Origin of the sequence: Solobacterium moorei, assembly GCF_036323475.1 — a bacterium.
Taxonomy (GTDB): domain Bacteria; phylum Bacillota_I; class Bacilli_A; order Erysipelotrichales; family Erysipelotrichaceae; genus Bulleidia; species Bulleidia moorei.
Genome location: NZ_AP028934.1, coordinates 1,476,845 through 1,496,974 on the forward strand (window position 1 = coordinate 1,476,845; position 20,130 = coordinate 1,496,974).

General features: G+C 38.8%; 14 protein-coding genes and 1 other annotated feature. Of the genes, 1 reads left to right on the forward strand and 13 read right to left on the reverse strand.

Annotated elements, in window-relative coordinates; genetic code table 11:
- Window positions 1-37: 37 nt before the first annotated feature.
- A complete protein-coding gene (nifJ, locus tag RGT18_RS07405) occupies window positions 38-3,601 on the reverse strand; it encodes a pyruvate:ferredoxin (flavodoxin) oxidoreductase (protein WP_028077883.1) in 3,564 nt (1,187 codons plus the stop codon).
- A 205-nt stretch (window positions 3,602-3,806) separates the two neighbouring features.
- Window positions 3,807-4,016 carry a YneF family protein gene (locus RGT18_RS07410; RefSeq protein WP_006526303.1) on the reverse strand — a complete coding sequence of 70 codons (210 nt, stop codon included), beginning with the start codon at window positions 4,014-4,016 and terminating at the stop codon, window positions 3,807-3,809.
- Between the two features lie 225 nt (window positions 4,017-4,241).
- Between RGT18_RS07410 and RGT18_RS07415 the strand changes: the two genes are divergently transcribed.
- The gene (locus RGT18_RS07415; RefSeq protein ID WP_338175796.1) at window positions 4,242-5,516 is read left to right on the forward strand and encodes a helix-turn-helix domain-containing protein; all 1,275 of its coding nucleotides are present in this window, start codon (window positions 4,242-4,244) and stop codon (window positions 5,514-5,516) included.
- A 296-nt stretch (window positions 5,517-5,812) separates the two neighbouring features.
- Here the strand turns inward: RGT18_RS07415 and RGT18_RS07420 are convergent, their stop codons facing one another.
- From RGT18_RS07420 to mraY, 11 genes are all read right to left on the reverse strand, one after another.
- Window positions 5,813-6,394 carry a thioredoxin domain-containing protein gene (locus tag RGT18_RS07420; protein ID WP_028077515.1) on the reverse strand — a complete coding sequence of 194 codons (582 nt, stop codon included), beginning with the start codon at window positions 6,392-6,394 and terminating at the stop codon, window positions 5,813-5,815.
- Between the two features lie 250 nt (window positions 6,395-6,644).
- Window positions 6,645-8,402, reverse strand: coding sequence for an aspartate--tRNA ligase (gene aspS, locus RGT18_RS07425; RefSeq protein WP_028077514.1), 1,758 nt, complete (start codon window positions 8,400-8,402; stop codon window positions 6,645-6,647).
- Complete coding sequence (hisS, locus tag RGT18_RS07430; protein WP_028077513.1) at window positions 8,402-9,667, reverse strand: histidine--tRNA ligase; 1,266 nt, start codon at window positions 9,665-9,667, stop codon at window positions 8,402-8,404. The genes aspS and hisS overlap by 1 nt, the downstream gene beginning before the upstream one ends.
- A gap of 39 nt (window positions 9,668-9,706) precedes the next feature.
- Window positions 9,707-9,905, reverse strand: a binding site (T-box leader).
- A 41-nt stretch (window positions 9,906-9,946) separates the two neighbouring features.
- Window positions 9,947-12,148, reverse strand: a complete 2,202-nt coding sequence (locus tag RGT18_RS07435; RefSeq protein ID WP_028077512.1) for a RelA/SpoT family protein — start codon at window positions 12,146-12,148, stop codon at window positions 9,947-9,949.
- A 54-nt stretch (window positions 12,149-12,202) separates the two neighbouring features.
- Window positions 12,203-12,736 carry an adenine phosphoribosyltransferase gene (locus RGT18_RS07440; RefSeq protein WP_037403423.1) on the reverse strand — a complete coding sequence of 178 codons (534 nt, stop codon included), beginning with the start codon at window positions 12,734-12,736 and terminating at the stop codon, window positions 12,203-12,205.
- A 63-nt stretch (window positions 12,737-12,799) separates the two neighbouring features.
- A complete protein-coding gene (locus tag RGT18_RS07445) occupies window positions 12,800-14,392 on the reverse strand; it encodes a single-stranded-DNA-specific exonuclease RecJ (protein WP_051240891.1) in 1,593 nt (530 codons plus the stop codon).
- Window positions 14,389-15,699 carry a UDP-N-acetylmuramoyl-L-alanine--D-glutamate ligase gene (murD, locus tag RGT18_RS07450; protein WP_028077510.1) on the reverse strand — a complete coding sequence of 437 codons (1,311 nt, stop codon included), beginning with the start codon at window positions 15,697-15,699 and terminating at the stop codon, window positions 14,389-14,391. Before murD ends, RGT18_RS07445 begins: the two co-directional genes overlap by 4 nt.
- A gap of 14 nt (window positions 15,700-15,713) precedes the next feature.
- Window positions 15,714-16,367: an HAD family hydrolase gene (locus tag RGT18_RS07455; protein WP_028077509.1), complete on the reverse strand. Its 654-nt coding sequence runs from the start codon at window positions 16,365-16,367 to the stop codon at window positions 15,714-15,716.
- Between the two features lie 50 nt (window positions 16,368-16,417).
- Window positions 16,418-18,718, reverse strand: a complete 2,301-nt coding sequence (locus RGT18_RS07460) for a protein translocase subunit SecDF (RefSeq protein WP_028077508.1) — start codon at window positions 18,716-18,718, stop codon at window positions 16,418-16,420.
- Between the two features lie 3 nt (window positions 18,719-18,721).
- The gene (locus tag RGT18_RS07465; protein ID WP_006525635.1) at window positions 18,722-19,009 is read right to left on the reverse strand and encodes a hypothetical protein; all 288 of its coding nucleotides are present in this window, start codon (window positions 19,007-19,009) and stop codon (window positions 18,722-18,724) included.
- Window positions 19,010-19,163: 154 nt separating this feature from the next.
- Window positions 19,164-20,129 (reverse strand): phospho-N-acetylmuramoyl-pentapeptide-transferase, encoded by a 966-nt coding sequence (gene mraY, locus RGT18_RS07470; RefSeq protein WP_028077507.1) that lies wholly within the window; start codon window positions 20,127-20,129, stop codon window positions 19,164-19,166.
- Window position 20,130 lies beyond the last annotated feature (1 nt).

Below are 20,130 nucleotides of genomic sequence, written 5' to 3' on the forward strand. Positions count from 1 at the left end.
TCCCCTAAATATAGAGAATATGTCTTTGTTTGTTTAATTATTCAGAAGTTTCTTCGTCTTGAACTCTCTTCTTGAATAAGAGTCTGTTATAACGCTTTTCAGCATCCTTACGAGCCTTCTCAAATAACTTGTCTGCTTCTTCTTGACCTAATACCTTAGGTAAGTTGAAATAACGAGCTTCGTTGAGTAAGAACTCTGTGAACTTGGAGAAGTCTGGAGTACGAGAGTCAATCTGTAATGGCTTCTCAAGTCTTGGGTCGAAGCGGTAAAGAACTGTGTAACCACAAGCAACCGCATTCTTCTGAACGTTAGGCATGTTAATCAAGCCACCCTTAATACCGTGCTCTAAGCATGGTGAGTAAGCGATGATGATTGATGGTCCCTTATAGCTTTCAGCTTCTTTGAATGCCTTGATTGTCTGTGACTGGTTAGCACCCATAGATACCTGTGCAACATAAGCTGTACCGTATTCCATGAAAATCTGACCAATATCCTTCTTAGCACCCTGTTTACCACCGGAAGCAAACTTCGCAATAGAGGAAGCCTGAGATGACTTAGAAGACTGTCCACCTGTATTGGAGTAAACTTCAGTATCAAGTACTAATACGTTTACATCTAGGTTATTCGCCATTACATGGTCTAATCCACCGTAGCCAATATCGTAAGCCCATCCGTCACCACCGATGATCCAAACAGACTTAGAAACAAGATCTCTTTCGAGTTTGAGTAGTTCCTTAACCTCTTCATTAGAAGAAGCCTTAACTTGTTCAACTAACTTATTAACGATTGTTTTTTGAACCTGACGGTCGTCATTAGCAGCGATATAAGCTTCAAATGATGCCTTTAAGTCAGCTTCAACCTTATCGAGATTATCTTCCATAATCTTGAGGATACGAGCACTCTTGTATGACTGAGCAATTGCCATACCATAGCCATATTCAGCGTTGTCTTCGAATAATGAGTTAGCCCAAGCAACACCTTCACCATTTTCATCCTGTACAAATGGGTTCGTTGGAGTAGCAGAACAGTAAATCATTGAGCAACCTGTAGCGTTGGCAATTAACATATCGTTACCGAATAACTGAGAAGCTAAACGATAATAAGGAGCTTCACCACAGCCTGGGCAGCATCCAGATACTTCAAAGTAAGGCATCATTAATGACACGCCGCCTTCAGTGTTATTGTTGCCATATTCCTTCTTATATGTTGTGTGCTTGTATAGATATTCAGCGACTGGTTCTTGACCTAACTGAGTCTTAACATCTGCTGCTGATAATGCCTTAGTAGGACATACTGTAATACATACACCACAGCCTACACAGTTACGTGTAGATACTTGAATTCTAAACTTGAGGTTAGCTTCCTTAGCTCCCTTATATGCAGGAGAAGGATCCTTCAATGTTAATTCAACATTGTTTTCAGCTGCAATCTTCTGAGCTGTAGCAACTTCTTCTTCATCCATTAAGAATGAACGAATTGTTGCGTGAGGACATGCAAACCCACACTTACCACACTGGATACACTTATCAGCTTCCCATTCAGGAACAAGTGTAGCAATTGTTCTCTTCTCTTCAAAAGCAACATTAGGCTTTAATGTACCATCTGTTACACCAAACTTCAAGAAAGCAGATACTGGCATATCTTGACCCTGTAAGTGATTGATTGGTGTTACGTGTTCATCAAAATATGCATCACCAGTTGTTCCCTTAACAGACTTATCAAACTGTAAGTCAGCCCAAGCTGGATCTACAGTTACTTCTACGATTCCAGAAGCACCTGTTTCGATAGCCTTGATGTTCTTATCTACCACATCCTGTCCCTTACGAGCATATGTATGACGAGCAGAATCCTTCATTAATTCTAAGGATGTGCTATATGGCATAATCTGTTCATTTAAGCGGAAGAACGCTGCCTGTAAGATTGTATTTGTGAAACGTCCCATTCCTGTATCTTGCGCAATCTTAGTTGCGTTAATGATATAGAACTTCGCATGACGTCTAGCAAGTCTAGCTAAGATACGGTTAGGTAATCGATCTGCGATTTCTTCTGCTGGGATAGTTGTGTTAAGTAAGAATGTTCCACCTTCCTTAAGGTCACGAATCATACCAAACTGGAAGCAGTAACTATCTAATGAGCAAGAGATAAAGTCAGCCTTATCAATATAGTATGGGCTGTGGATTGGACTCTTACCAAATCTTAAGTGAGAACGAGTTACACCACCAGACTTCTTTGAGTCATATGCAAAATAAGCCTGTGAGTAAAGATCTGTATTGTTACCAATAATCTTAACTGTTGACTTGTTAGCACCTACAGTACCATCAGAACCCAAACCATAGAAAATACATGATGTATAGTCTGCATCAACTGTAATGTCAACTGGTTCAATTGAAAGATTTGTAACATCATCTTCAATACCAATTGTGAACTCTTCCTTTGGAGAATCCTTCTTCAATTCTTCAAATAGTCCATTGATATGAGATGGGTTTGTATCCTTAGAAGATAGACCATAACGTCCACCAACGATTGTTAGACCCTTGATATCACGTAAAGCATATACAACATCTAAGAATAATGGTTCACGAGCACCCTGTTCCTTTGTACGATCTAATACAGCAATCTTCTTAACAGTTGCTGGAAGAACAGACTTCAAGAACTCAACAGAGAAAGGACGATATAGGTAAACCTTAATTAAACCTACTTTTTCGCCTCTCTTAACGAGTGTGTTGATTGTTTCTGTAATTGTATCTGTTACAGAGCCCATAGCGATAATGATACGTTCAGCATCAGGAGCACCTACATATGTAAATGGTGCATAGTTACGACCTGTATGCTCAGAAATCTTCTTCATATAATCAGCTACTACAGCTGGAATATTTGCAAAGTGATTATTTTGAGCTTCTGCAGCCTGGAAGAAGATATCATCATTCTGTGTACCACCACGAACTACTGGGTTTGTGTGTGGGTTTAGTGCTAATGCACGGAACTCTTCTAACTTCTCTTGGTTAACTAGGCTTCTTAAATAGTCATAGTCCATCACTTCAATCTTATCGATTTCGTGTGATGTACGGAAACCATCAAAGAAATGCATTACTGGTACACGTTGATCAATTGCGACTAGGTGTGCAACACCAGCAAGATCCATACAGTCCTGTACGGAGTGGGAACACATCTGAACAATACCTGTTTGGCGGCAAGCATAAATATCAGAGTGATCACCGAAGATACTTAATGTGTGTGTAGCTAAAGTACGAGCTGCTACGTGGATAACTCCTGGTAACATTTCACCCTTTAACTTGTAAATATTTGGGATCATTAATAATAGACCCTGTGAAGCTGTAAATGTTGTAGCTAAAGAGCCAGCCTGTAATGCACCGTGAATTGCTCCGGCAGCACCACCTTCAGACTGCATTTCCACAACCTTAACACGATCTCCAAACACGTTCTTACGACCTGCTGTTGACCATGCATCAACATTTTCCGCCATTGGCGATGACGGTGTAATTGGATAAATACCGGCTACTTCCGTAAAAGCATACGCGGCGTGGGCAGTTGCGGTATTACCATCCATAGCTTCGAAAACTTTTTTGTTTTCAGTACTCATATGTCCTCCTTCATAATACCTCTATATATTATAAGACTAAAAGACATGAAATAATAGACATTTGCGCAATAAATACCCTATTCCCCACTATTTTCACATGATTTTTTTACTACCAAAAATAATCAACTAACATTGTTTTGTAAATGCTATCTAATTTGTTTATTTCTATGTCACTGTATGAAAAAAAGAAGTACTAAGACTTCTTTTATTGATTCATGGATTTCATAACAGAACGAATCTGTGCCTCACTTGGCTTACGTCCCATTTGCATAAACATTGCACGAACCATCTTCTCATTGATTGGTGGATTTTCCTTCAGCTGCTTTTCGAAATACTTTCTTGTTAAGAAGAATGTTACGATTGCACCGATTAATCCTCCAGCAATGAAGAATCCTAATGAACTCCAAAATTCCATAAATTACACCACCTATTCTTCATGTACCTTGTTATTTTATCTTGTTTTGTACATGCTTGCAACGGCTAAAACAGTGTTTTATTTTGCTCCTCAAGTGAAAAGTTAAATTCCACTTCTAAGGTACGAAAGTTGAATTTAGTTATTCACCAAGCTCTAGTTGAATTTACTCTTACACTTCTAGTTCAATATAAGTGCCGATTCTTCGTGTTTTAGGAGGAAAACATTATGTTAACGAAGAATTCACACATGTCTTATTCAGATAGACAGATCATTGAAACTGGTATCGAAAATGGTTCTACCAAACAAGCTATCGCTACTACCCTTGGTAAAGACAAATCAACCATAGGAAAAGAAATCAAATTCCATCGTGTCCTTGCATACAAATGTAATCTGCCTCTAGAGTGTGCTAACTACAAACGCTGTAAACATGAACGCCATTGTACTCTGGATTGTATCGATTATGTCCCTTTCAAATGTACTCGCAGGGACAAGTCACCAGGAGCTTGTAATGGATGTGGAAACTATCGCTCTTGTCGCTATGACAAATATCGATACTCTGCCCTCGATGCACAGCACGACTACCAGATGACACTTACATCTTCACGACAAGGTGTCAATGCGACAGTAAATGATATCAAGCAGCTCGGTGAACTCTTATTACCATTGATTAAGAAAGGTCAGTCCATCTACTCTATTCTTCAAAGCCACAAAGAGATCAAACTATCCGAAAAGACGATATACAACTATATCGAAAATGATGTCTTCCAAGATGTGGGTGTATCGATCGGTGCCATCGACCCGAAACGTGTCGTAAGACGAAAGATGTCCAAACAAAAGCGCAATACATACAAGCCACGTAAAGACAATCGATACCTGACAGGAAGAAAGTACTCCGACTTCTTGATATACATGGAAAAGAATCCAAATGCCAAGGTCGTAGAGATGGATACGGTATACAACGACGTGTCCAACGGACCTTTCCTACAGACCTTCAAATTCAGAGAGTATGACCTGTTGATATGTATCTATCAAACCGTAAAGGACTCCTTACATATGTTGGATGGGATCCTATTATTGGAAAAGATATTAGGAAAAGAAATGTTCGAAAAAGAAGCCGAGGTCATATTAACAGACAGAGGAAGTGAATTCGTCCTAGCTGAAGAAGCGGAGATACGTGAAGATGGAACTCGCAGGACACGTATGTTCTACTGTGATTCGATGGCCTCTTGGCAGAAAGGTAGTCTAGAGAACCTACACCTATTGGTAAGAGAGATATGCCCAAAGGGATGTGATCTCCATGCATTGGGACTTACATCACAAGAAAAGGCAAATCTCATCAGTATCCATATTAATTCATATCCAAAAGAAAAGCTGCACGGAAGATCATCCATACAGCTGCTCCATTTCTACAACGAAGAAATGGCCAAGAAACTCTATGATTTTGGAATTACCGAAATCCCACCAGACGAAGTAATTCTAAAACCATATCTTCTAAAGTAAGAAGATAACCAAGAAGTTTCAAAATCAATTACACACGAAGGATCGGCATATAACTTTCACCAAACAACGAAGTAGAATCAACTCTTACAAATTTTTTGAACAGTAGATTCTGCCTACCTTTCATGCGCTCATTTTTCTGTTACTTCACCTTCATTCTAACTAAAATAAAATCATTTTCAACTTAAAAATAGTACCATCTTGGATTATCAATCCTTGCCAGTACTATTTCTGAATGACTTACTTCCACTTTATTGTTTATTCTTTAGAAGTGGAATTTAACTTTTCACTTGAGCGTTTTATTTTGCTGAGTCCTTCGCTGTAGTGATTTTAATTAAATCTGCGTAGATGTTATAAATTTTTTGATACTGCTCTTCTGTCATTTTTGGATTTACATCTAAATCATAATCATCCAAGATACCTACATGGAAATCTACAACTCTACCATTCTTAACCGCCATAACATCAGGAATATATAAGGATTTTCCTCCCTGTTGGTTTTCGAGATATGTTACATCAATAAACTCTTCAACCTTTTCGCGATACCGTGTAAATTCTTCTTCTGTCTTGTAGAACTTTCTACTTACGTCTACATAGTAAACTGTAACCCCCGCATCCTTAGCAGCTTGATTTAATACCGCAAATGCTTTTTGACTATAGCGTGAGTCAGGTTTTGCAAATACCATCACACCTGAATATTTATTTTCAAAGAATGCAATAGCGGATGGTAATGAAATCTCCTTAATGGATGGTTCCTTGTCTGTAATCTCAGTAAATTGTGAGATACTGCCATCTGTTACATAGTCTAATTTATATTGTTCCTTCGGTGTGCAGCCAAGCATAAATACACATAGAACAATCATCATTAACTTCTTCATCATTGAATTCCTCATTTTATCAAAAAGTCGGTATTATAACCGACTCAAACAAATATTAAGACCGAAGGTAGATATAGTTCCCTCTTCTGTAGAGGTGGGTGTCCTTGGTAAAACTTCTGGATCCTCGCTCGCAACGAGTTTTCACTCCATCTTACGCAATCAGAACTCCCTTATATCATATTGTAGGAAAAATATGTTTCCTCCGGCACATGTATTATAGCACTAGTGGGAAATAAGAATAGTCTTGACACTTTTATTTTTCTTGCTTAGAGATTTCGATACCTAAAATATCTAATTGTTTCTTATCAACAACATTAGGTGCCTCACTCATAAGGTCAAAGGAACTATTTGTTGTTGGGAAGGCTACAACATCACGGATGTTATCTGTACCAGCTAATACCATAATCAAACGTTCTAGACCAATACCAACACCACCATGTGGAGGTGTTCCATAACGGAAGGAATCTAAGAAGAAACCAAAACGTGCTTTTGCATCTTCTAGTGAAAGTCCAATCGCTTCAAATACCTTAGCTTGTAACTCTTGGCTATGAATTCTAATCGAACCAGATAAGAGTTCATATCCATTTAATACTAAGTCATAGGCACGTGAAGATACATGCCCTGGATCAGTGAATAGTTTATCTACGTCTTCTTCCTTTGGTGCTGTAAATGGATGGTGTGCTGCTACCCAGCGCTCATCTTCTTCACTGTACTCAAACATTGGAAAGTCAGTAACCCAAAGGAACTTATAAGTTGTTTCAGTAGGAATTAAGTTTAGCTCATGGCCTAAACGTACACGTAATGCACCTAAGGATGCCTGTACGATTCTTGCACTATCCGCAATCACTAATACCAAGTCGTTATTTGCAAGACCCAACTTCTCAACTAACTTCGCCTTTTCTTCCTCACTTAATACCTTAGCGATAGAACCAGTTAATACATCGTTTTCCATCTTGAGGTATGCAAGTGCCTTTGCCTTAAAACCATGTTTTACAAAGTCTTGTAATTGATCTAGACCCTTACGACTATACTTATCAGCCGCATTCTCAAACTTCACGCAGTTTACAATTCCACCGTTTTCAATTGTATTCTTGAATACTTGGAATTCTGTATTTTCAAATACAGACGTAATATCTTGAATTTCATTGCCAAAACGCATATCTGGCTTATCACTACCAAAGCGTCTCATACATTCTGCCCATGGTATACGTACAAAATGGTCTTCTAGTGTATAGTTTTTTGTTTCCTTGAAGATATTTTGCATAAGGTCTTCAACGACAGCGAAGATTGTATCTTCATCACCAAAGCTCATTTCAATATCGATCTGTGTAAATTCAGGTTGGCGGTCAGCACGTAAGTCTTCATCACGGAAACATCTTGCAATCTGAAAGTATTTCTCCATTCCACCAATCATCAATAACTGCTTATAAATCTGTGGTGATTGTGGAAGCGCCCAGAACTTACCATTATAGATACGAGATGGCACGAGATAGTCACGCGCACCCTCTGGTGTACTTCTCGCTAGGATTGGTGTTTCAACTTCTACAAAGCCTTGTTTATCCAATACATTTCTAGCAACCATGCATACCTTATGACGCAAGATTAAATTCTGCTGTAATATAGAGCGACGTAAGTCAAGATAACGATACCTTAAACGTGTATCTTCACTTGTATCTGTGTCATCCGCAATTGTAATCGGAGCTGTTTCAGCACTGTTAACGATATTAACAGACTCAACATGAATTTCAATCTCACCTGTCGCAATCTTAGGGTTTGCGTCCTTGCGCTTTTCAACTGTACCTGTTACCTGCAAGATGTATTCATTACGAACATCTTTTACTGCATCCGCAATACTTTCATCAAATGTTAACTGTACGATACCACTACGGTCACGTAAATCAATAAATACAAGTGATCCTAGATTACGGCGCTTCGCAACCCAACCAACTAGCGTAACTTTTTCACCTACATTTGCCAGGCGTAAAGTACCATTTTCATGTGTTCTTTCCATTATTTGTTCTCCCATTGTTTGAGTGTCTCTAATAACTCTTCTTGCTTGATTGTTACCTGTGACTTATCAGAAATATTCTTTATATTCATTGTGTTGTTCTTGACTTCATCTTCACCAAGAATGATTACATATCTTGCGTGGTTACGATCTACACTCTTAAACTGTGCCTTCAACGAACGCTGTACAAGATTGGCTTCTGCACTATATCCAGCATGACGTAGCTGCTGTACTGTCTTTAAGACAGATGCACCTACATCGCCCAAACCGATGACATACACATCACAAGAATTCTCATCTCCAAAATCATGCCCTTCCTCAGCCGCTAAGTTAATCAAACGTTCCATACCAATCGCAAAACCGATACCGGACATCTCTGGTCCACCATAATACTCAACAAAGTGGTCATAACGGCCACCCGCAAAGATCGTAGCCTGTGCGCCACTGTCAGGTCTTGTGGATACGACTTCGAAAACTGTATGTGTATAGTAATCAAGTCCTCTTACAAGATGATCATCTACTTCATACGGAATCTCTAACGCATCTAAACATGCAAGCACGCGATTGAAGTAGTTCTTAGATTCTTCATTTAAGTAATCCGCAAGCTTTGGAGCCGCATGCATGCATTCCTTATCGTGGTCTACTTTACAATCCAAAATACGCAAAGGATTCTGCTCATAACGACGATGGCAATCTCCACAAAGCTCTTCTAGATGTGGCTGAAAATATTCCTTTAAAGCTGTACGATACGCGGCTCTAGATGCGTCATCACCAAGTGTATTAATGCATACTTTAATACTTGAGATACCCATTTGTTTCACAATGTCATATCCTAGAGCAATCGTTTCCGCATCTAATTCAGGAGATTTTGCACCGATGTTTTCAATCCCAAACTGTGTAAACTGTCTCTGTCTTCCCTTTTGTGGATTTTCATGACGGAACATTGCACCAAGATAATAGAATCTACCAGGCATCTCCATTGAGCCATAAAGCTTATGTTGATCGAATGCACGAATTACACCGGCAGTTCCTTCTGGTCTCAATGTATAGGAATGTGTACCCATATCAAATGTGTACATCTCCTTGTTTACCATGTCACTGGAATCATTTTCACGCTTAAATACTTTTGTCTCTTCAAAATATGGTGTACGGATTTCACGGTAACGATAACGCTTTGTCGTTTCACGAATGACTTCTTCTGTGTGATGCCAACGATTCATCTCATCCGGTAAAATGTCGTAAGTTCCTCGTGGTGTTTGATAACTCATAGTTCTTTCCTCCTTTAAACAAATATAAAAGCGTCCCTTTCCAAGGACGCTTTGTGCGCGGTACCACCTTAGTTCATGATTTCTCATGCGCTCTTTCCATAACGTGGAATACGTTTATCCCTACTCAGTTCAGGATACCTTCTCCAGAGTGTCAATCCTGTAAGAATCCGCCAATGCTTGCACCATACCATTGTCGCTCTATCGTCTTCTAACAAGAACTCTCTTTCTTCGAATTTAGTAGTATTATAGCCCTTACGCTTACTTTTCTCAAGTAATTTCTTAATGTGTTGTACGATCAACACTGAGCACAGATTCTACTTTGCGAATATTCGCAAATACGTTATCCATCTGTTCCAAGTTTCTTACTCGCATTGATACTTTTACTGTAGATGTTAGTGTTTCATGATTTACTGTGACATTAATTGCTTCAAGCTGTACCTTACATTGAGAGATTGTATTTACAATATCTGTAAGTAAGTGCGATCGATCATTACAAATGATGCTGAGATCGCAATCATACATACGATCCGCATCACCATCATCCCATTGCACATTGATGAGTTTTGTCTTCTCATTACGGATATTAGGACAATCTATACGGTGGACCTTAACACCCTCATTACGTGTAATATAACCAATGATTTGATCACCATAGATTGGTAAACAACAATGCGCTAGTGACATCTTCATCGATTCAACCCCAGGCACAACAAGTCCTGATTTTGATACACGGTGAACAGTCTCTTTGTTTAGTACACGTGATAAGCTCTCATCCTCACTTGTACGCTGTTTTACGTTTGTTAAACGTTCCGCCGCAAGAGATGGACTGATAGACTTTACTGCGATTCCATACATGAATTCGTTATAGTTAGATACTTGGAAACCAGTTGTAATACTGTCAATCTTTTTACGCTCCATGTATTCCTTAGGATCAAATCCACGCTTACGAAGTTCTTCAGAGAGAATCTTTTCTCCTTCTTCAATCTTCTCTTCACGCTTCTCGGTTTCTTTCTTTAGTAAATATGCACGAATCTTATTTCTTGCTTGGGCAGTCTTAACAATCTTTAGCCAGTCCTCAGATGGACCTGTTCCCTTTAAGGTCTTGATATTAACAACATCGCCAGTATGTAGTTCTGTCGTCAAAGGCACAATCGCATCATTGACAATTGCACCGACCATCGTATGACCTACGTCGGTATGAATACGGTATGCAAAGTCAATTGGTGTAGCACCTGCCGGTAGGTCAATGACTCTTCCCTTCGGTGTCATAACATATACATTGGCTTCAAAGACATCCTTCTGCAATAACTCCATATAATCTGTCGCAGAAGTATTGGTTTCACTTTCACTATACGTTGCAAAATCTTTGAACCAAGACAGTTTATCTTCAATTTCTTTTTGTTCGGCCTTTGCATCATAGCGAGAACCCTCTTTATAACGCCAATGGGCCGCAATACCTTTCTCCGCAATCGCATCCATGTCTTCTGTACGAATCTGTACTTCGAAGATTTTCGCATCTTCGCCAAGAATCGTTGTATGTAAAGACTGATACATATTCGGTTTTGGGACTGCGATATAGTCTTTTAATCTACCTGGAATTGGTTTGTATTTCGCATGAATATAGCCAAGGATTTCATAACAATTTAATTCCGACTTAGACACAATGCGAATCGCAAGTAAGTCCAAGATTTCATCAAAACGTTTATGCTTATGAATCATCTTCTTATAGATGGAATATAAGTGTTTCGAACGGCCAAAAATACGGAACTTAATTTTATGACTCTTTAACATTGCAGAAATATCTATGATCATCTTGCTTACAGCCGCATCACGTTCTGCTTTCTTGGTTTCCACTAGATGAGCAATATGATAATACTCTTCAGGCATCAGATAATAGAAACATAAATCTTCTAGTTCATTCTTAATGGAGCTAATACCTAAACGGTGGGCAATTGGTGCATATACATCCAAAGTCTCCGCCGCAATTCTCTTCTGTGAAGCTTCTGGCTGAAACTCTAACGTGCGCATATTATGGAGTCTATCCACAAGCTTAATCAGAATTACACGAATATCCTTTGCCATTGCAATAAAAATTTTGCGATGGTTGGCTGCTTGATACTCTGGATCATCTTTCCCTTTAAAGTTCAGATTACCAATCTTCGTAACGGCCTCTACTAGGCTTGCGATTTCATCGTCAAAGTCTTGTGCCAACTCTTCACGTGTAATATTGCAGTCTTCAATCACATCGTGTAAGAATCCTGCCGCGATCGTCTTTGGACCGACACGTAGTGTCGTAAGAATATATGCTACATTTACAAGGTGTACAAAATATGGCTCGCCACTCTTGCGGAACATGCCTGCATGTTTCTCTGAAGCATACTTAGCCGCCTTCTCGATGAGAGCTAGATTTTCAGGCAAATGAATATAGGTACTTGCCTCTTTCATGACATCCGCTACTGTTGGATTTTTATGTTCAGCCATATTTTTCACCCCCTACTATTTTGCAAAAAATCGAAGATTACTCTTCGATTATACTTATTTGTCGCTTAAGCGAGTCATCGCATAGATGTCATAGCCTTCAAGCGCTTTACGGCCATCCATATCATCACCGTATAATTCAATCACAAACGCAAAACCGGCTACGACACCACCTAATTGTTCAATCATCTTCGCAGTAGCCTTCGCTGTTCCACCAGTCGCTAATAAGTCGTCAATGATAACAACACGCTGTCCTGGCTTAATTGCGTCTTTGTGCATGTGCACTTCATTAGAACCATATTCTAATTCATATTTGCAGCTAATTGTCTCACGAGGAAGCTTACCTGGCTTGCGAACAGGCACAAAACCCAGTCCTAGTTGAACTGCGACTGGACAGCCAAAAATAAATCCTCTACTTTCAGGACCAACAATCATATCTGCTTTAACACTCTTTGCGTATTCACATAAACGATTCGTTACTTCTCTAAACGCTTCTGCGTTTTCTAGAATCGGTGTAATGTCTCTAAAAAGAATTCCTTTGATTGGAAAATCCCTTACAGACGCAATGTAGTCTTCAATCTTTAATACCATGATAAATCCCCTCCTGTGCGGATAAAATAATTTTTGTAATATGCATCCTTTAGTATAGCAGATTCAGACAATATCTTCGAGTATCATTTGACAGGTTGTACGATTCCGCCATCTATGAATGGATAATTTTCCAATCAAACGCTTTGGTAAAATTGGAGCTGCTATATTTCTGCTCTTATACAGTACTGCTTCAAAGCCTCCACTACTATTTGCGATTAGGTATTTCACCATCTTCGCAGTTTCTTTACGCTCTACAACATTCATATCCTCAAGCGCAAAGTTAGGCTCAATCATTTCTTTTGGATATGGTGTAAAACAATCGATATCAATGATGTTGTTAAAATGAATATCCTCTGCATCAATACGAATCGCATCCTGAACCGGTTCTATATATTCATAACCCGCATTCGCCATCTTCTCTTGTGCTTGTTGATAGAATTCTTCAAACTTCTCAATCAGCACTGAAATACCAACTGCTTGTTCATGCCCACCAAAGGCCGCAAGGTTTTCAAAATCCTTAAAGAAATCAAAGAGATTAAACCCCGATACACTTCTGCCACTGCCCTTGATTGTATTATGGCTTTTCGCCATGACAAGCACTGGACGATGTAACTGTGAAACGATGCGTCCTGCAACTAGACCACATACTCCTTCGTGGAAATCTTCTTGATATAGGATAGGAAACTTCTCATCCGCAATCATATTGATTGCCATCTCACTAATCGAAGAACTGATTTCTTTTCTCTTCTCATTGATTTGATTTACTTGTGTTGCATAGTGTGCAATCTGTTCTTCATTGTTTGAAAGTAAGAATGGAATCATTGTATTCACATTCGCAAGATCGCTCATACGTCCTAGGCTATTGAGCTTTGGAACGATAGAGAATGAAATGGAAGTCATATCAATACCACTACCTGGATTTAAAAGACTGATCAAACTGCGCGGTCTCCCCTGTTTTAATATAGCTAGTCCACGCTTTACGATACGTCTTGTCTCTTTCCATAGAGGCATCACATCTGCGATTGCCGCAACACACGCAAAGGCTGTTTGGATATCATTTTCGCCAATCAGGTTGCGTGCAATCTGTAAAGCAACACCTGCACCAGAAAGATAGCAAAATTCACTTTCCATATAGTTAGGATGTACAACATATGGTGTTTCTATCTCTTCATCAATCTGGTGATGATCTGTGATAATAATATCTACACCAAGTTCATTGGCTTTTTGAATTGCCGCATGGGCTTTGACACCGTTATCGACGGTAATAATTAGGCTATATCCTTTTTGATGTGCTAGCTCAACTGTATGTGCAGATAAGCCATAGCCTTCTTTCATGCGATCTGGTATGTAATAGCCATGTTCAATCTTTAGCTTCATCAAGGTCATCTTCATGATTGTCGTCGAACAGATACCATCCGCATCATAATCTCCAGCAATCATGACTTTTTCATTATTATCCCTTGCCTGTAATAAACGTTTACAACATCTTTGAATACACGCAGCCTTACTGGTTGTAAGTGCAGTATCCGTTTCGAATAACTCATGAATTTCTTCATCATCTAAATGAGAAGCCTTCAAAAGTTTCGCACTCAAAAGACCAATCTTATATTTTTCTTGTAGAGCAGAAGCGTCTACATCAATTACGTTATACTTCATTCTTCAAAAGCCAACTTTCTAAATACATCTCCACGATGTTCAAAGTTCTTGAAGTGATCATAAGAACTTGCGGCTGGAGATAAGACACATGCATGATGAGGTCTTGTCAGTTTCTTTGCAAGTCTAACAGCTTCTTCAAGATCTTCTACTTGATGTAGTCCCGGTCTTAGTAAACCCTTCTGTTCCATTTCAGAATAAATGCGTTTCCCAGTCGCATACATAAAGATGACCTGTACATCCTTGCGTGCATGTAAGTAGTCTTCTACTTCATCATATTCAATACCACGATCCATTCCACCCACAAGTACAGTATCGACGTTCTCAATCGATTCTAATGCCTGAATACAGGATTGCCCAATTGTGGAAATAGAGTCATTGATAAAACGAATTTCTTTATACTCTCCTAAGTCTTCTAAGCGATGTACTAGCGGTCTAAAACTAGCAATCGCCTTCATAACACTTTTATCACTAACACCTAATTTGTTTGCGATAAAGTAGGCAACCGCAAGATTACGATAGTTATGTTCACCAATTAACCTCGCGCCAGATGCGTCAAGTTCATGTCTTGGAATGTATAACGTCGTTCCATGGGCTGTAATGTCTTTACCAATTAGATATGGTGTATTTAACGATAACTTGATGAAGTCTTTCATCTCTTCATGCATGATGATCGTATCGCCTTGTATTTGATTTGTAAAAATATGAGATTTCGCGAGTCCATACTTTTCCATCGTTCCATAGTGATCCAAGTGTTCTTCGTATAAATTTAAAAAGACAGCGTATTTTGGTGAATAGCGACAAATTTCTAGCTGATGACACGATAGCTCTAGTGCAGCGTATGCACCATCTTCCATCTCATCAATCGCCTCAAAACAAGGAATACCAATATTACCCACCAAGCATACCTGATACTTTTCCTTTAATAGTGCAGCCACAAGTGATGTTGTGGTGGATTTTCCCTTTGTGCCCGTAATACCAACAATATGGTCACGATAGTGTTTGATAAACAACTCTGTTTCCCCTGTTATCTTACTAACATCAATTGAATCAGGAATCACAATACCAGGTGATTTGAGAATCAAGTCAAAGCTATTCAAATTCACATCTGCTTCACACGTGCAGATTGTATGAACAGTATCAGCCTTTGCCTTTTCTAAGGATGGTCCTGGTTTTGATTCTACGATTGTTAATTCCTGCTCAGGAAGTAAACGGCGAATCAAACGATAAGTGGCTTGTCCTTCACGTCCATACCCCCATATCACGACATTTTTATTGGCAAATTCATTTTTCCAAACTTGTAGGCTCATACAATCCTCCTTACTTATTGACGAAGAAGTTGTATCACTTCTTCTAAATTTTCGGCTTGATATTCAATCATTTCTTTCATACTCTGATCTGGTTGAATGGTATCTTCGATAAAACAAGAATGCATCCCAGCTCTTCTTGCGGCGATAATCCCTTGTTTAGAATCTTCTAGAACAAGGCACTCTGATGGTTGTACAGATAATATTTTAGCACCAACCAAGAATATTTCAGGGTCTGGTTTTGCGTATGTTACCATATCGCCTCCAACAATGGCATCATACTCTAAGGGCGTAGATACCGTCGACAATAACGCTTCCACATATGTGCGATGACTACTGGAACAAATACCAATACGATAGCCATTTTGTTTAAGCCACTGAAATAGTGTAATTAACCCTTTCTTATTCAAACAATCTTTCTGAATCGATGACCAAAAAGAAATATCAAATCTCTTTTTCTTCATCACCTCAAACAAGTGCATTCCATTCGGGATAGATGAAAGATAACGGTTGAGTGCTTCTCCTCCAGAACCAGTAATATTGATGAAAAAATCTTCCGGTAAAGTAAATCCTAATTTCATGGCTTCATCTTTCCATATTTGTTGTGAGATAAGCTCTGTTTCAAACATCAAACCATCACAATCAAACAAGACAGCTTTTATATCTAACATACATTCTCCTAAAATATCAAAGCAGCGGTATACCCGCTGCTTATTGTTCATTAAGCGTTAATACCAGAAATGGTATATTCATCAAGAAGTTCTTTCTTAACTTTCTTATCTTTCTTTTGTTTTGTAATCTTCTGCTTTGGCTTAGACTTCTCACGGAGCAAGCACCATATATAAGCCGCAACGAATACTGATGAACTTGTACCAGCAATTAATCCGATCAACATTGCAAATACGAATGTAAAGATGGAACTACTACCCATGATGAGTAAGAGGATTACAGGAATAATTGTTGTAAGTGATGACATCAAGGACATCTTAATGGCTTCATCAATCGCTTCATTAGCGATAGAACGATATTCTGTGGGTTCAATACGATTACGTAGATTTACTTCTTCACGTACACGGTCAAATACAATAATCGAGTTATTGATTGAGTAACCTATGATTGTGAGTAATACAGAAATCAATTCAATATTTACTTCTAGTCGTAAGATGCCAAACACTGCAGTTACAATTAATACGTCATGTACAAGCGCAACCAAGCAACCAAACGCATAGTCAAACTCATAGCGGAATGTGATGTATGCTAGCATTGCAATCCACGCTACAACTGTTAAGATCACTGCACTTCTTACAAGTTCAGAACCTACCACTGGAGTAACAATGTTATCACCAGGTTCAACACCATACTTCTTCTCAAAAGCAGATTTGATTGTTGTTAACTGCTCTTTATCTAAAGACGCCTTTGTTGTGGCGTAAACAGTATGTTCACCGGCACTCTGATAACTAAAGCCCTTATAGCCTAATGTTTCCATTTTTGCTTCAACATCAGAAACATTTACAACCTGCTCAGAAGTAACTGTTAACTTTGTACCAGACGCAAAGTCGATACCTAAGTTTAAGAAACCATTCCCCTTAGCTAAGTTAAAGAAACTTAATGCTAGAGATAATACGATAATAGAAACACCAGCAGCTACCGCATACTTCGCTTTACCCATGTAATCAAACTTGAATGCACCTGTGTAGAATTGTTTTTCACCCTTAGATACATCAGGAATTTGATTCTTCTTAACAGCGAATAATCCTGGCTTGCCATCGCAAATGCCAGAGTCAACGATGAGGCTCAATAACCACTTAGAGAAACCTACGTTAAGAAGCAATGTCATCACAACAGTGATAATCAACATAGTTGCAAAGCCCTTAACTGTACCTGTTCCCCAGATATACATAATTAACGCAGCTAATAGTGTTGTAAACTGTGCATCAAAGATTGCCGCAAAGGATAGCTTGCCACCCTCCGCAACTGCGGCACGAACACTTCTGCCTTTGTATAGTTCTTGACGAATACGCTCATAGTTGATGATATTTGCATCGACAGTCATACCAACACCTAATACAAGCGCGCCGATACCGGATAATGTAAATACAGCGCCCATTAAGGAGTAGATTCCAAATACAGCCCATACATAGAATGCAAGCATGATAGATGAAATCAAACCAGGTAAACGATATACGAAGATCATAACAACCATAACAATCGCAACACCGATAACACCAGCAAGTGCTGTTACCTGTAAAGCATCTGCACCATAAGAAGCAGACACAACGTTACTAGAAAGCTCTGTTAACTTGACTGGTAAGGAACCAGAATTGATGAGATTTGCTAGCGTTCTTGCGGAGTCCTCTGTAAAGTTACCAGAGATAATGCAGTCGCCATTGATTTCTGATTGTACAGAAGCAGCCGAAATATACTTAGGCTCTTCACCATTCTTCGCCTTCGCAGCTTCAGCAGCGTATGTATCGCCATCCTGCCAATCGAGCCATACGATCATTACATTAGCACCTTTACCCTTTTTCGCAATTGCCTTCGTCATTGCCGCAAACTTCTCTTTATCCGCAATTTTTAAGGATACGATAGGTTCGCCATCTTTATAAGCAAGAGATGCTCCACCTTCTTGTAAGATAGATGAATCCGCTAATTCATTATTATCTACATCTCGGAATGTTAGATTCGCTGTTGTACCAATTAATTCACGTGCAGTTTCAAGATCTTTCGCACCTGCAATCTGTACACGAACACGGTTATTACCTTCGACAGTAATCTGTGGTTCACTAACACCCAATACGTTGATACGCTTTGAAATACTGTTAATCACAGCAGACATATCAACTGTAGCACCTTCATTTAACGGTTCTACCTGATATAAGATTTCAAAACCGCCGCGTAAGTCTAAGCCTAAATTTAAACTAGAGATAATTGAACGTATTGTTGTACCGATTAAAGTACCTAACAATAGAACAATTAACACAAATACGGCTAACTTACTTTTCTTTGTAGTATTTTTTGCCATAAGTTAATTCCCTCCAATGACATCCGCAAAATCTTCAAGGTTTTTCTTCGCACCATCAATAACAGCTTGTGTTGATAAGAAGCGTACAACATCATTTGCAGCAACGTTCCACACAACATCAACAGCTTGATTGAGCGTTCGCGGTGATTTATTGCGCCATAAATGATTCAGATAATCCTCAAGATTCCCATATGTAAGAGTAGGCAAATCTTCTTTTTGTAATTTTTGCAATTTGAGAACCATCGTTAGTTCCACTAATCGATGATTCACATCAAAAGTACTTTGTGACATGCCTTCCTCCTAACAACTTAATTATTATACCAAAAACATCTTTCGATAACCATACTCCAAAATGATAATACTCGCCAATATTATACTCTGTTTTCAATCATCTGTTTTCAATCTACCAAAACAAAACAAAAAAACCTAGAATTTTCATCTAGGATTAACATATTCCAATGAGTAGTCCAATTCCTGCTAGAATTGCCTCTACAAGCCAGAACATACGTACGATACTAACTTCAGGCATACCCTTAATGCGGAATGCATAATGAATTGGTGTATATGGGAATATCTTCTTATGTCTCATCTTTACAGAACCAATTTGAATCATTACGCAAAGTGTTTCAATCACCGGTACACCCGCAATCAAAATTAGTAATAATTCTGTTTTGGTAATCATCGCCAAAGCTGCTAATACACCACCTAAGGCCAATGATCCTGTATCACCCATAAATACACGTGCTGGTTTTTTATTATAGTAAAGATATCCGAGTAAAGCACCAATCAAACATACTACAAAGATAGCTAAACCAATCTTCTCTTGTTTTAGTGTAATGACTAGATATGGTATTAAAGCGATAATACTAACACCAGAGGATAATCCATCCATACCATCCGTTAGATTCACTGCATTGCTTGAACCAGCAAACATAAATAGTACCAAGAAGAAATATGCGATACCTAGTGGTAATACAATACGAGTGATTGGAAGTGTAATTTCTAAAGATGCATGAGAGCGATATAACATGAAGAATACCACCGCTAATAGTACCTGCATCAAAAACTTATGAAGCGGTTTTAAGCCTTGATTATTTTTGAGTACTGCAATCAAAAAATCATCCACAAAACCGATCAGGCCATACCCCATAAATGCCAGCAATACAATTAGCGTGTCCAGATCTTGGAAAATCCCTTTTACAAATACCAAAGTTAATACAACCGGAACAACGATAAACAAGATACCACCCATGATAGGTGTTCCTGCCTTTTTCTTATCATCCTCCAATGCATATTCACTAACAGTTTGCTTGAAGCTTAGCTTTTTGAGGTATTGAATCAAAAATGGCATCGTCACTAGTACAATACTAAGACTTAATACGAAATATAAGCTCATTTGAAATATTGACATA